This window comes from Brevibacterium sp. 1718, assembly GCF_051131255.1.
GTDB lineage: Bacteria > Actinomycetota > Actinomycetes > Actinomycetales > Brevibacteriaceae > Brevibacterium > Brevibacterium sediminis.
This window is the reverse complement of the sequence record NZ_CP186550.1, coordinates 1,876,533-1,889,125: the sequence shown is the minus strand read 5'-3', so window position 1 is coordinate 1,889,125 and position 12,593 is coordinate 1,876,533. Positions and strand designations below refer to the sequence as shown.

The following is a 12,593-nucleotide window of genomic DNA, read 5'->3' as shown; positions in this document are numbered from 1 at the left end:
ACCCGGCCTCGAGCAGTGCGGCAGTCGACAGACATCTATACATGCCTTCAAGCATGCGTGACGAGACGCGGGAGAACCAGGATGAGAAGTCGGGCTGTGGACAACCCTCGACTCTTCCACACAGACCGCATCGTCACGAGGAACGGCCGACGTGCAGGACCGCGGAACCACCGCGCAGGCCCTCGAACGGCGGTCGGCCGCAGTCGCCGTTCAAGGCGAAGCGCGAATTCCGCGCCGTTTACCTATCGACAGACGAGGGCGACCTTGAACGAGAGAGCGAACCTCGGACAGACGGGGGCCGGCTTAAACGAGCGCGACGACTACCGAAAACCGACGACCGACTTGCACGAACGAGGCAAATCCTGACTGCCAGGGTCCGCGGGGTTCGTCGAGTGAGAGAACTAGTCGAAGCTGAGGACGTCGCGCTTCTCGACGCGTTCGATGTCGACACCGAGGGCGCGAAGATTGTCGACGAAATTCTCGTAGCCGCGTTCGATGTGATCGATTCCCGATACCTCGGTGACTCCCCCGGCCCGGAGGGCGGCCATGACCAAGCCCGCTCCCGCGCGAATGTCGGAAGCTTCGACTTCGGCACCGGAAAGACTCTCGCTGCCGGTCACGAGCGCATGGTTGCCATCGATGCGGACCTTCGCACCGAGGCGGGCGATCTCCTGCACGAAGCGCCAGCGCGCTTCGAACAGATTCTCAGACAGCAGACCGATACCGTCGGACACCGAGTTCAAAGCGATGACGAACGGCTGCAGATCCGTCGGGAAGCCCGGGAACGGCATGGTGGCCACCCGGATGGCATGAGGACGCGAGGCGCCGAGGACGCGGAATCCCTTGCCCTGCGCTCCGTCACCGAGGATGATCTCGCCGAGGTCTTCGACCGTGGCGCCCGAATCCCGAAGCTTCATTCCGATATTGGGCATGATGTCGAGCCCGACTCCGCGTACGGTCACATCGCCCGCGCTCAATGCGGCGCCGAAGGCGAAGGTTCCGGCGACGATGCGGTCGCCGACGGTGCGGTGGGTGACCGGCTGCAGCGATTCGACACCGGTGATGGTGAGGTCAGAGGTGCCGATCCCCTCGATCTGCGCCCCCATCTCGACGAGCATCGTACAGATGTCGACGATCTCGGGTTCGCGCGCGGCGTTGGCGATGGTCGTGGTGCCGTGGGCGAGAGTCGCTGCCATAACGAGGTTTTCGGTGGCTCCCACGGAGGGGAACTCGAGGACGATCTCGGTACCGCGCAGACCCGTCGGAGCCTCTGCGACGAAATAGCCGTGGTCGAGGTGGACGACAGCGCCCAGGGCTTCGAGACCGGCCTGATGCATGTCGAGTCCCCGAGATCCGATGGCGTCACCGCCGGGAAGAGCCACATGTGCGGCTCGCATCCGTGCGGTCAGCGGGCCGAGGACGGAGATCGAAGCCCGCATTGCGCGGACGAGTTCGTAGTCGGCTTGGATGCCGACTTCGGCGGGGACGTCGATGCTCACGACGCCGTCTTCAGCGACATAGTCGACCTCGCAGCCGAGGCGGACGAGCAGCTCGACCATGATCCGCACGTCGAGGATGGCCGGGACGTTGGTGATGGTTGTGCGTCCCACGGCGAGGAGGCTCGCGGCCATCAGTTTGAGGACGCTGTTCTTGGCGCCTCTGACATCGATGGTTCCCGCCAACTGTGCGGGCCCGGTCAAGCGGAAGACATCCATTAAGTGAAACGTCCCATCGTCGGATTGAAGCCAGGAGGTGATGATTCGAGCCACGAAGCCATCGTGGACAGGGATTCGGTGTCCATTGCCAGAGACACGGAACGTGGACGACCGTCCGCCTTGCCATATGAGCAGTCGACGACGACCGCTTCGGGCAGAACCGAATACTGCTCACCGGAGGTGGGCTTGCGCCGGACGAGGATGTCGAGATCCGCGCGCGGCAATCGGAACGCGGCTCGCCGCGTCAGTGCAAAGACCGGATACCAGTCCAGTGAAGTGACCGAGAACACGGCCACGCCCAAACGCCAACGTGGGCGAGAAGAATACTCCTCGCCCACGTTGATGGAACAGTCAAAGGCACCCGAGAGCTTCGAGATCGACCTGCGTCGGATCGTGACGACCACGATCAGAGCAAGCGCGAGTCCTACCAACGAGAGCAGAACGATCAGCAGGACAGAAGGGTTCACGGTTGCCAGTGTAACCTGCGGATCAGAGAAGTTCGGCCTGATCAGCGGCAATGATCACACGGTTGTTCTCCACCGAGAGGAATCCGCCATCGGCTTTGACCCTGATGGTGTCCTCTCCCGGGGTGAGAATCCGTGCTTCGCCGTCGGCGACGACACCCAGCACGGGCTCGTGGCCCGGCAGGATGCCGATCTCGCCGTCGAGGGTACGGGCGATGACGCGTTTGGCCTCACCGACCCATACCTCGCGATCAGCGGCCACGACATTCACTTCGAGCGTCGCCATGGCTTACTTCTGCATCTCTTCGTAGTTGCGCATAACGTCGTCGAGGCCGCCGACGTTGAAGAATGCCTGCTCCGGGATGTGGTCGACTTCGCCGGAGCAGATCTTCGAGAAGCCTTCGATCGTGTCGGCCAGCGGCACAGTCGAACCGGGAACCTGAGTGAACTTCTCCGCGGTGTAGGTGTTCTGCGAGAGGAACTGTTCAATGCGACGTGCACGGTGAACGACGAGCTTGTCCTCTTCACCCAGTTCGTCGACACCGAGGATGGCGATGATGTCCTGCAGCTCCTTGTTCTTCTGCAGAATCGCCTTGACCTCGTTGGCCACGCGGTAGTGCTCGTCACCGACGATCAGCGGATCGAGGATGCGCGAGGACGATGCGAGCGGGTCGATCGCCGGGTACAGACCGCGCGAAGCGATGTCACGGCTGAGCTCCGTGGTCGCGTCGAGGTGGGCGAATGTCGTCGCAGGCGCCGGGTCGGTGTAGTCATCGGCGGGAACGTAGATCGCCTGCATCGACGTGATCGAGTGACCACGCGTCGAGGTGATGCGCTCCTGCAGCAGACCCATCTCGTCAGCCAGGTTGGGCTGGTAGCCCACGGCCGAGGGCATGCGACCCAGCAGGGTCGAGACCTCGGAACCGGCCTGGGTGAAACGGAAGATGTTGTCGATGAACAGCAGCACGTCCTGGTTCTGCACATCGCGGAAGTACTCCGCCATGGTCAGCGCCGACAGCGCCACGCGCAGACGGGTGCCTGGCGGCTCGTCCATCTGGCCGAACACCAGCGCGGTGTCCTTGAAGACTCCGGCCTCATCCATTTCCATGATGAGGTCGTTGCCCTCACGGGTACGCTCGCCCACACCCGCGAACACCGAGGTGCCCGAGTGGTTGTGCGCGATACGGAAGATCATCTCCTGGATGAGGACGGTCTTGCCGACGCCGGCGCCGCCGAACAGACCGATCTTTCCACCCTGGACATAGGGGGTCAGGAGGTCGATGCTCTTGATGCCGACTTCGAGGATCTCGGTCTTGGACTCGAGTTCGTCGAAAGCCGGAGCCTGACGGTGGATGGGCCACCGCTCGGAGATCTCCAGCTCCTCGCCGTCGGCGAGGTTGAGGCAGTCACCGGTGGTGTTCCACACGTGGTGTTTGGTCACGTCTCCGACGGGAACGGAGATCGGTGCGCCGGTGTCGACGACTTCCTGGCCGCGGACGAGTCCGTCGGTCGGCTGCAGCGACACTGCGCGGACCAGTCCGTTGCCCAGGTGAAGTGCGACCTCGAAGGTCAGCTTCCTGGTTCCCTCTGACAGGTCCACTGACGTGGTCAGTGCGTTGTAGATCTGGGGCACGGAGTCGAGCGGGAACTCGATGTCGACAACCGGGCCGATGACTCGGGAAATCCGGCCGAGGGCAGTGCCCTGTGCCGGAGAGGTTTCCGTTGCTGTGGCAGTCATGGTCTCTTTCTCTCTGCTCTCGCCGGTCAGTCGCCGGCTGCCGATGCCGCGAGGGCATCCGCCCCACCGACGATCTCGGTGAGTTCCTGGGTGATTTCCGCCTGGCGAGCCGTATTGGCCAACCGGGTGTAGGTCTTGATGAGATCATCCGCATTGTCCGTGGCCGTCTTCATCGCTGCCTGACGTGATGCCTGTTCCGAGGCCGAAGCGCTCAGGAGGGCCGACAGAATGCGCGAATCGATGTACCGCGGTAGCAGTGCGTCCAGGACGGCCTCTGCACTCGGTTCGAACTCATAGAGAGGGAACGCGGGCGCATCGGTCGGACCTGCGGACTGTCCGCCCGTCGTCGCCTCATCGGCGTCGACAACCTCCAGCGGCAGCAGTCTCCGATATTCCGGATCATGCGTGACGCTGGAGACGAACTTCGTGAACACGATGTAGATCTCATCGACACCCGAGTCCTCGGACTCCGGATCAAAGTTCTCCAACAGAGCTTCGCCGATCTCCCGGGCGACCTCAGCCGTCGGATTCTCGGAGATTCCTGTCCAGGACTTCTCGATCTTGCGATCACGGAAGGTGTAGTAGTTCTTGGCCTTGCTGCCGATCGTGAACAGGTCGACGCTCTTGCCCTCGTTGCGCAGCAGCCGAATGAGCTCCTCGGCTTCGCGCAGCAGGTTCGCCGAATAGGCACCGGCGAATCCGCGGTCGGGTCCGATCACGAGGACGGCCGCGTGCTTGACGTTGTCCGACTCCGTGGTGAGAACGTGGTCCACGTTCGACTCGCTGGCCACTGCCGACACGGCCCGGGTCAGGGCGTTCGCGTACGGGCCTGCGGCCTGCGAGCGGGCAATGGCCTTCTGAATCCGCGAAGCAGCGATGAGTTCCATCGCCTTGAAGATCTTCCTCAAGGACTGAGTCGAGCGGATCTTCTGTTTGAAGACCCTCTGCTGGGCTCCCATCAGTTCTTCCTTTCGCCGTTACGGAACAGGTTCAACGCTTCTGCCGAACGATCTGCTCCTGCTCGACCTCGTCGGAGGACGCGGCTGCGGTGTCTTCGCTGCCGGCCTTCGAACCGCTCTGGTCCGAGCTGGCGAAGTTCTGGGTGAACTCGGCCAGGACGCTCTTCAGCTCTTCGGTCGTGTCGTCGTCGAGCTTCAGCGTCTCACGGATGGTCGTGAAGATACCGGTCTTGCGCTCGATGTGATCGTGCAGTTCGGACTCGAAGCGGAGCACGTCGTCGACAGGGATCTCGTCGAGGTAGCCGTTGGTTCCGGCGAAGATCGACACGGTCTGCTTCTCGAACGGCATCGGGGCGTACTGACCCTGCTTGAGCAGTTCGGTCAGACGCGCGCCACGGGCCAGATCGCGCTTGGTCGCGTCGTCGAGATCGGATGCGAACATCGCGAAGGCTTCGAGCGAACGGTACTGGGCCAGCGAGATCTTCAGCGTGCCCGAAACTCCCTTGAGAGCCTTCGTCTGAGCGGCACCACCGACTCGAGACACGGACACACCGACGTCGACAGCGGGACGCTGACCGGCGTTGAACAGATCGGACTGCAGGAAGATCTGGCCGTCGGTGATCGAGATGACGTTGGTCGGAATGAACGCACCGACGTCATTGGCCTTCGTCTCGATGATCGGCAGACCGGTCATCGAACCGCCGCCGAGCTCATCAGAGAGCTTCGCACAGCGTTCCAGCAGACGCGAGTGCAGGTAGAAGACGTCGCCGGGGTAGGCTTCACGGCCCGGCGGACGACGCAGAAGCAGGGACACGGCGCGGTAGGCCTCAGCCTGCTTCGACAGGTCGTCGAACACGATGAGGACGTGCTTGCCGTCGTACATCCAGTGCTGGCCGATAGCGGATCCGGAGTAAGGAGCCAGGTACTTGAAGCCTGCAGGGTCCGAGGCAGGCGAAGAAACGATGGTCGTGTACTCGAGCGCTCCGGCCTCTTCCAGCGAACGGCGAACGCCGGCGATGGTCGAGCCCTTCTGACCGACGGCCACGTAGATGCAGCGGACCTGCTTCTTCGGGTCTCCGGTCTCCCAGTTGGCCTTCTGGTTGATGATCGTGTCGATCGCCAGAGCGGTCTTACCGGTCTTGCGGTCACCGATGACCAGCTGACGCTGGCCACGGCCAACGGGGATCATCGCGTCGATGCTCTTGTAACCGGTCTGGAGAGGCTCACGCACTTCCTGGCGGTCCATGACGCCGGCGGCCTGGAGCTCGAGCTCACGGCGGCCGACGGTCTCGATATCGCCGAGTCCGTCGACGGGACGACCCAACGGATCGACGACACGGCCGAGGTAGCCGTCGCCGACCGGAATCGAGAGGACCTCGCCGGTGCGGTACACGTTCTGCTCTTCGGCGATTCCGGAGAACTCACCGAGGATGACGACGCCGATCTCGCGTTCGTCAAGGTTCTGTGCCAGGCCCAGCGTGCCGTCTTCGAACCGCAGGAGTTCGTTGGCCATGGTGCCGGGCAGGCCCGAAACGTGAGCGATACCGTCACCAGCGGTGACGACCTTGCCGACCTCGGTCTTTTCCGAGCTCTCCGGGTTGTACGAATCAACGAACTTCCCGAGAGCGTCCCGGATCTCTTCCGGGCGAATTGTCAGTTCCGCCATCTGGTTTCCCTGCTTCCTTTACTCAAATCTTGCGTCCGACGACCGGTGGGCCGCCGATGCCGGAGAAGCCGGCCACTAGTGTCAACCTGCGAGCTTGCGCTGCACATCGGCCAGTCGATCGGCCACGGTCGAGTTCATCATCTCGTCGCCGACCTGCACCCGGACTCCCCCGAGAACATCGGGGTCGACCTGGACATTGAGGACGAGTTCGCGACCATAGCTGGCCGACAATGCCGCCTGCAGCCTATCGGTCTGCGACTCGCTCAGAGGTCTGGCGACGGTGACGTCCGCAACCGACCGCTGCTGGCGGGCGGCGAGGATATCGCTGTACTGGTCGAGCGCCTTCGCCACGCGGAGTCCGCGCGGGTGCAGAGCTGCCTGTTCGACCAGCTTGATGGTGTCTGGCTGTGCCTTGCCGGTAAGCAGGTCGGAGACGAGAGCACGCTTGCTCTCATCGGTGGCCTGCGAGTCAAGCGCGCGGGACAGCTCGTGGTTGGATTCAAGCAGACGCGCGAAGCGGAAGATCTCCTCTTCGACCTGTCCCAGCTTCCCGTCGGCCTGTGCGGCAGCGGCGATCGCTGTCACACCGGCGACTTCGAGGCTGGTGACGAGGTCCTGGGTCCGCGCCCAACGATGACCGACGGCCTTGTCGCTGATACGCAGAACCGCATCCGTGATCCGAGTCGAGAACAGAGTCCGCAGCAGCTGCTGCTTCCTCTCGGCCGACTCGGAGGAGTCTGCCAGAGCCTTGCGCAGTCCGACATTCTCGGCGAGGACGCCGACGAGTGCCAGAGTCTCCTCACCGATCTGTCGGGGGTCTCCCCCGGAGATCTCGGAATTCGCGGTCTCGAGGACGGCCTGCAGGGACAATCTGCTCGACTGGAGCATCACGCCCCCTTGACCGGCTGCGCGGACGAGTTGGACTCGAGATCGGAGATGAAGCGATCAACCACATTGGCCGAACGCTGGTCATCGGTGAGTGATTCACCGACGATGCGCGATGCCAGGTCCGTGGCAAGAGTGCCGACCTCGGAACGCAGCTGCACCATGGCGGACTGACGTTCGGCGTCGATCTGGGTCTGTGCCTGAGCGATGATGCGATCAGCCTCGGAGTGAGCCTGGGCCTTCATGTCGGCGATGATCTGGGCGCCTTCTTCCTGAGCCTCGGCGCGCAGTCGTGCAGCTTCGGCACGACCGTCGGCGAGCTGCTTCTGATACTCGGCCAGAGCCTGATCGGCTTCGGCCTGCACCTTCTCGGCCTTCTCAATTCCACCCTGGATGCGCTCAGCGCGCTCGTCGAGGGTCTTGTTGAAGGCGGGAAGGACGTACTTCCAGACAACCAGGAAGACGATCAGCAGACAGACGGCACTCCAGACGATGTCGTACAGCGCCGGGAGAAGCGGGTTCTCCGCGGAGGCGACGATGTTTACCGGAGTCATCTTTCAGTCCTCTTCGAGATCAGGGCAGGAAGAACGGGGTGGCGATACCGATGAGGGCCAGGGCCTCGATCAGAGCGATACCGAGGAACATGTTTCCGCGCAGGGCGCCGGCCATTTCGGGCTGACGGGCGGTTCCCTCGATGGTCTTGCCGATGACGATGCCGACACCGACACCGGGGCCGATTGCGGCGAGGCCGTAGCCGATGGTGCTGAGGCTACCGGTGATCTCAACTGCAGCGAGCGTATCCATAGGATGCTTTTCCTTTCATATGGCAGCCGGGTGGTTGGCCCGGCTTTGTAACACTAGGGGGTTACAGACTGGGTGCGATCTCAGTGTTCGTCCGAGATCGCGGCATTGATGTACACACAGGACAGAAGAGCGAAGATGTAGGCCTGCAGCACGACGATGAGCATCTCGAGAATGAAGACGAACATGCCGCCGGCGAAGGTGACGATGCCGAAGAACTGGAATCCGTTGGCGGCGTCGAAGAGGAAGAAGCTCGTAGCGGAGAAGCAGAGGACGAGCAGGAGGTGGCCGACCATCATGTTCGCGAAGAGTCGGATCGCCAGAGTGAACGGCTGGGTGACGAACTTGGTGATGAACTCGATCGGGATGAGCAGGATGTGCATCGCCGGCGGGACGCCGGGCAGGATGAGCGAATCCTTCAGGTAGCGGCCGAGGCCCTTCTCCGCGATGCCGGCCCAGTGGTAGGTCACATAGACCACGAGGGTCAGCACGATCGGCATACCGATGACGCCGGTTCCCGGCATATTGAGGAACGGAATGAGCTTCGTGACGTTCCAGAAGAGGATACCGAAGAAGATCGCCACAATGAGCGGCATGAACTTCTTGGCTTTCTCCTTGCCCATCGTGTCTTCGGCGATGCCGACGGTCACGAATTCCATGGCGAGCTCCATGCTCGACTGGAAGCGGGACGGGATGAGCTTCATGCGCTTGGCCCAGACGGCCAGCAGCACAACGACGGCGACGGTGGCGATGATGCGGATGAGCATCACGCGGTTCATTTCGAACGGTGTGCCCTCAAAGAGGAACGAGGCTGGAAAGAATTCAGCCATCGACGGTGCGTGGAAGCCGCCTTCTGCAGCACTGACTGTTGTGTTCGCGGCGTTGAGTGTTCCCACGTTTTTACTACTCTCCCATGGTCAAGGGCCCTGATGGCCTGGCCTTGGCCCCGCACTGAAGGCGAGGCTTGAGGTTCAGGAGCGACAAAGGGCGAAGATCCGCCCAAGCACCGGGTCTACTCTACCAACTGTAGAGAGTGACCGACAAATTCATCAGGCTTCTCTGTGCAATTTCTGTCAACGATTTTATACGACACGTCATTCGTCTTGCGCCTCGCCCTACGACGCGTCTCAAATGGGAGCGAGGATTGGTCTCCCCGACTAATTCGCCTCTGGATCGACATAGGGAACGCGTCCCTTGACCACGGTGATCGCTTCGACGAGGGAGGAGCCGATGACCGCGACGACGATCGTGAAGAAGGCGACCGTGCCGTCGAGCCAGGCCGCATCCTTGATGCGCCAGATGACGATCATGAAGATGAAGGCCTTGAAGAGGAACCCGATGCCGAGGAACCCGGCGATCGCGGTCAGTCCCATGTTCCGTCCGACGTACATGACGACGAGTGTGATGATGATGAAGACCGCAGCCAGTCCCCCGCCGACGGCCCCACCGACGAGTCCCGTCATCCCCGAGACCAGCCAGCCGATGCCCATGCCGAGGGCCGCGACGACGAGAACGAGGATGATGCCCCGGATGAGCAGCGTCCTCCAGACGCGGGTCCAGGCTGCTTCGACTTCGGTCTCTCGGCGCGGTATCGGATCGGTCACGAGATTTCCTCTCTGGCTTTCTGACGCATGCGAAGGGGATAGAAGGTGAAGATCAGGGTGATGGCAGCGAGGCCGCCGATGACGCAGGCCGAGAACAGCCAGCCCTTGAACAGGAGCAGCACCGATCCGAAGGCGATGAGCGCCGTCCAGGTGTAGAGGATGAGCACCGCACGCGCATGGGAATGTCCCAGACGCAGCATCCGGTGGTGGAGGTGTTTGGCATCGGCGGAGAACGGAGACTGTCCGGCACGCAGCCTACGCACCACGGCCAGTCCGAGGTCGAGCAGCGGCAGGAACATCACGGCCACCGGCAGGATGATCGGCATGAATGTGGCGAACGCTCGCTCTTGGCCGATCAGCGCCGGGTCGACCTGGCCGGTGACCCTGATCGTCGAGGCGGCGAGCAGCAGGCCGATGAGCATCGACCCGGAGTCGCCCATGAAGATCCTCGCCGGATTGAAATTGTGCGGGAGGAAACCGAGGCAGGCACCGACGAGGATCGCGATGATGAGCGAGGCGAGGTTCGCATACGACTCCGGTGAAGCGTCACGAGCGAGCCAGTAGGAGTAGATGAAGAAGGCGCTGCCGCCGATGGCGACGACGCCCGCGGCGAGACCGTCGAGTCCGTCGACGAAGTTCACCGCGTTGATGGTCACGAGGACGACGAGGACAGTGACGATGATCGACATCCGCGGGGAGCCGATGATGACTCCGCCGAAGGGGATCGACAGCAGCGCCACTCCCTTGATCGCCATGAAGCCTGCGGCGAGAGCCTGGCCCGCGAGTTTCGCCATCCAGTGGAGGTCCCAGATGTCGTCGATGACTCCGAGCAGACACAGCAGGCCGGCGGCTCCGGCGATTCCGATGATCGGGCCCAATTCGACGAAGATCCGATTGAGGAACGGCATCTGGGAGGCGAAGATGAGGCCGGCCAGAAGCCCGCCGAACATCGCGACTCCGCCCAGCCTCGGTGTCGGAATGGAATGGACGTCGCGGTCACGCAGCGGTGAGAAGATCTTTCCTCGTTCGGCCACCCGCTTGACCATTGGAGTCAGCAGGTACGCCACGAGGGCGGAGACGACGAGGATGAAGAGGTAGGCGCGCACTCAGCCGTCCAGGTCGATGAGTTCGGGGACGATTTCGCGCAGGTCCTCGGCGGTGATCGGACCGCGGCGCAGGATGCGGGGCACGTCGCCGCTGAGGTCGATGATCGTCGAGGACAGCCCCGACTCCCGCACTCCCCCGTCGACGTAGATGTCGACATCGTCGCCGAGCATCTCCTGCGCTTCGTCGGCGGTCCTGGCGGCGGGCTGTCCGGAGATGTTCGCACTCGACACGGCCAGAGGCCCGGTGCGGCCGAGCAGGGCCAGCGCCGACTCGTCGTCGGGCATGCGCACGGCCACGGTTCCGTGGGTATCGCCGAGGTCCCAGTCGAGGGAGGGCTGAGCGTTCGCGATGATCGTCAGCGGTCCGGGCCAGAATTTCGCGGTCAGTGCCAGCACGGTCTCATCGACCCCGTCGACGAGCCCGAAGATGGTCTCCGCGCGTGGGACGAGAACCGGAGGCGGCATGTCCCGTCCCCGGCCCTTGGCCGCCAGCAGAGCCGCAACGGCCGATGCGCTGAAGGCATCGGCGGCGATCCCGTAGACCGTATCGGTGGGGATGACGAGCAGGTTGCCTGTGTCGACGACTCGCGCGCACTCGTCGAAGACGAGTTCACGGATCTCTTCTTGGCTGACGTCGAATCGTCTCGACACGAGTTCTCCGTTTCGAATGTTCGGGTTGTGGTTTCGGTACTGGGCAGTACGCGGCGGGAATTCGTCTCCGAGATCCCCTACGCCTCACGGCGCGCCACTGTATAGCGGTCGCGTCCAGTGTAGTCATGGAATGTGGCGGCATGTCTCAGACTGGCCGTGGCCTCCAGGAGTTCCCGTGCCCCTTCGCCCTGTTCCTCGCTGTGTTCCATGAGGAAGAGTCCGCCTGATCTCAGCAGCTGCTCGGCTTGACTGATGATGAGTCCCGGAATCTCCAAACCCGAATCCCCGCCGTAGAGCGCGGCCGCGGGATCGTGTTCGGCGACCTCCGGGTCCCGCGGCACGGCGGAATCGGGAACATAGGGCGGGTTCGTCACCACGATGTCGGCACGCCCGCACAGATCCGGCCGAGCCTTCGTGATCGTCGTCGCATCACCGGAGATGAACTCGACCGTCGACTCGCCGAGGCGGCACTGCTCGAGGTTCTTCAGTGACCATTCCAGGGCCGCGGATTCGCGTTCGACGCCGAGGACGTCGACGCAGTCGAATTCGGTGGCAACGGAGAGGGAGATCGCTCCCGAACCGGAGCACAGGTCGATGACGAAGGGACGCCGAGCCTTGTCGTTCTCCGTCGTCGAGTCAGTTTCGGCGAGTTCGGACAGTTCGCTCAGAACGGCTCCGGCGAGCAGCTCCGTCTCCGGTCGGGGCACGAAGACTCCGGGGCCCACCTGCAGCTGCAGATGCCGGAAGTGGGCGATGCCGGTGAGATGCTGCAGCGGCGTCCGCCGCCTCCGCTGGTCACAGAGTTCGGCGAATCGAGTGCTCACCGACTCCGGCACGGGTTCGTCGAAGAGACGGCGGCGGCTCAGCGATGCCCTGTCGATCGACCATGCGTGGGCGAGCAGTTCGAGCGCATCGGCTTCGGGACTCGCTATGCCTGCTTCGGTGAGGAGCGTGGTCGCCCCGCGAAGGAGGTCGGAGACGAGAGTCGGCCTGACAGTGTCCAG

At 63.1% G+C, this 12,593-nt stretch carries 14 protein-coding genes; all 14 read right to left on the bottom strand.

Features of this window, described 5'->3' with window-relative positions; all coding sequences use genetic code 11:
• Positions 1-401: 401 nt before the first annotated feature.
• Positions 402-1,715 carry a UDP-N-acetylglucosamine 1-carboxyvinyltransferase gene (murA, locus tag ACOZ9V_RS08430; RefSeq protein WP_139907928.1) on the bottom strand — a complete coding sequence of 438 codons (1,314 nt, stop codon included), beginning with the start codon at positions 1,713-1,715 and terminating at the stop codon, positions 402-404.
• Entirely contained in the window at positions 1,715-2,182 is a 468-nt protein-coding gene (locus ACOZ9V_RS08425) for a DUF2550 domain-containing protein (RefSeq protein ID WP_025776910.1), read from the bottom strand. Before ACOZ9V_RS08425 ends, murA begins: the two co-directional genes overlap by 1 nt.
• A gap of 22 nt (positions 2,183-2,204) precedes the next feature.
• Positions 2,205-2,465: a F0F1 ATP synthase subunit epsilon gene (locus ACOZ9V_RS08420; RefSeq protein WP_101545515.1), complete on the bottom strand. Its 261-nt coding sequence runs from the start codon at positions 2,463-2,465 to the stop codon at positions 2,205-2,207.
• A gap of 3 nt (positions 2,466-2,468) precedes the next feature.
• Positions 2,469-3,917, bottom strand: a complete 1,449-nt coding sequence (gene atpD, locus ACOZ9V_RS08415) for a F0F1 ATP synthase subunit beta (RefSeq protein ID WP_039210687.1) — start codon at positions 3,915-3,917, stop codon at positions 2,469-2,471.
• Positions 3,918-3,943: 26 nt separating this feature from the next.
• Positions 3,944-4,876, bottom strand: coding sequence for a F0F1 ATP synthase subunit gamma (locus ACOZ9V_RS08410; RefSeq protein ID WP_139907926.1), 933 nt, complete (start codon positions 4,874-4,876; stop codon positions 3,944-3,946).
• A gap of 31 nt (positions 4,877-4,907) precedes the next feature.
• Positions 4,908-6,542 carry a F0F1 ATP synthase subunit alpha gene (gene atpA, locus ACOZ9V_RS08405; RefSeq protein WP_139907924.1) on the bottom strand — a complete coding sequence of 545 codons (1,635 nt, stop codon included), beginning with the start codon at positions 6,540-6,542 and terminating at the stop codon, positions 4,908-4,910.
• Between the two features lie 81 nt (positions 6,543-6,623).
• Complete coding sequence (locus tag ACOZ9V_RS08400) at positions 6,624-7,430, bottom strand: F0F1 ATP synthase subunit delta (RefSeq protein ID WP_139907922.1); 807 nt, start codon at positions 7,428-7,430, stop codon at positions 6,624-6,626.
• Entirely contained in the window at positions 7,430-7,981 is a 552-nt protein-coding gene (locus tag ACOZ9V_RS08395; protein ID WP_039210678.1) for a F0F1 ATP synthase subunit B, read from the bottom strand. Before ACOZ9V_RS08395 ends, ACOZ9V_RS08400 begins: the two co-directional genes overlap by 1 nt.
• Before the next feature lie 19 nt (positions 7,982-8,000).
• A complete protein-coding gene (gene atpE, locus ACOZ9V_RS08390; protein ID WP_139907920.1) occupies positions 8,001-8,231 on the bottom strand; it encodes a F0F1 ATP synthase subunit C in 231 nt (76 codons plus the stop codon).
• Positions 8,232-8,311: 80 nt separating this feature from the next.
• The gene (gene atpB, locus ACOZ9V_RS08385; RefSeq protein ID WP_039211199.1) at positions 8,312-9,058 is read right to left on the bottom strand and encodes a F0F1 ATP synthase subunit A; all 747 of its coding nucleotides are present in this window, start codon (positions 9,056-9,058) and stop codon (positions 8,312-8,314) included.
• A 327-nt stretch (positions 9,059-9,385) separates the two neighbouring features.
• Positions 9,386-9,832 carry a hypothetical protein gene (locus ACOZ9V_RS08380; RefSeq protein ID WP_139907916.1) on the bottom strand — a complete coding sequence of 149 codons (447 nt, stop codon included), beginning with the start codon at positions 9,830-9,832 and terminating at the stop codon, positions 9,386-9,388.
• Entirely contained in the window at positions 9,829-10,938 is a 1,110-nt protein-coding gene (locus ACOZ9V_RS08375; RefSeq protein WP_139907914.1) for an MraY family glycosyltransferase, read from the bottom strand. Before ACOZ9V_RS08375 ends, ACOZ9V_RS08380 begins: the two co-directional genes overlap by 4 nt.
• Positions 10,939-11,589 (bottom strand): L-threonylcarbamoyladenylate synthase, encoded by a 651-nt coding sequence (locus ACOZ9V_RS08370; protein ID WP_139466979.1) that lies wholly within the window; start codon positions 11,587-11,589, stop codon positions 10,939-10,941.
• A gap of 77 nt (positions 11,590-11,666) precedes the next feature.
• Positions 11,667-12,593: a peptide chain release factor N(5)-glutamine methyltransferase gene (gene prmC / locus ACOZ9V_RS08365; protein ID WP_139909757.1), complete on the bottom strand. Its 927-nt coding sequence runs from the start codon at positions 12,591-12,593 to the stop codon at positions 11,667-11,669.

What these genes read in the sequence shown, in the direction of transcription:
- ACOZ9V_RS08420 (WP_101545515.1), bottom strand. Translation starts at nt 2,465, where the DNA reads ATGGCGACGCTCGAAGTGAATGTCGTGGCCGCTGATCGCGAGGTATGG.
- atpA (WP_139907924.1), bottom strand. Translation starts at nt 6,542, where the DNA reads ATGGCGGAACTGACAATTCGCCCGGAAGAGATCCGGGACGCTCTCGGG.
- ACOZ9V_RS08400 (WP_139907922.1), bottom strand. Translation starts at nt 7,430, where the DNA reads ATGCTCCAGTCGAGCAGATTGTCCCTGCAGGCCGTCCTCGAGACCGCG.
- murA (WP_139907928.1), bottom strand. Translation starts at nt 1,715, where the DNA reads ATGGATGTCTTCCGCTTGACCGGGCCCGCACAGTTGGCGGGAACCATC.
- ACOZ9V_RS08410 (WP_139907926.1), bottom strand. Translation starts at nt 4,876, where the DNA reads ATGGGAGCCCAGCAGAGGGTCTTCAAACAGAAGATCCGCTCGACTCAG.
- ACOZ9V_RS08395 (WP_039210678.1), bottom strand. Translation starts at nt 7,981, where the DNA reads ATGACTCCGGTAAACATCGTCGCCTCCGCGGAGAACCCGCTTCTCCCG.
- atpB (WP_039211199.1), bottom strand. Translation starts at nt 9,058, where the DNA reads ATGGCTGAATTCTTTCCAGCCTCGTTCCTCTTTGAGGGCACACCGTTC.
- atpD (WP_039210687.1), bottom strand. Translation starts at nt 3,917, where the DNA reads ATGACTGCCACAGCAACGGAAACCTCTCCGGCACAGGGCACTGCCCTC.
- atpE (WP_139907920.1), bottom strand. Translation starts at nt 8,231, where the DNA reads ATGGATACGCTCGCTGCAGTTGAGATCACCGGTAGCCTCAGCACCATC.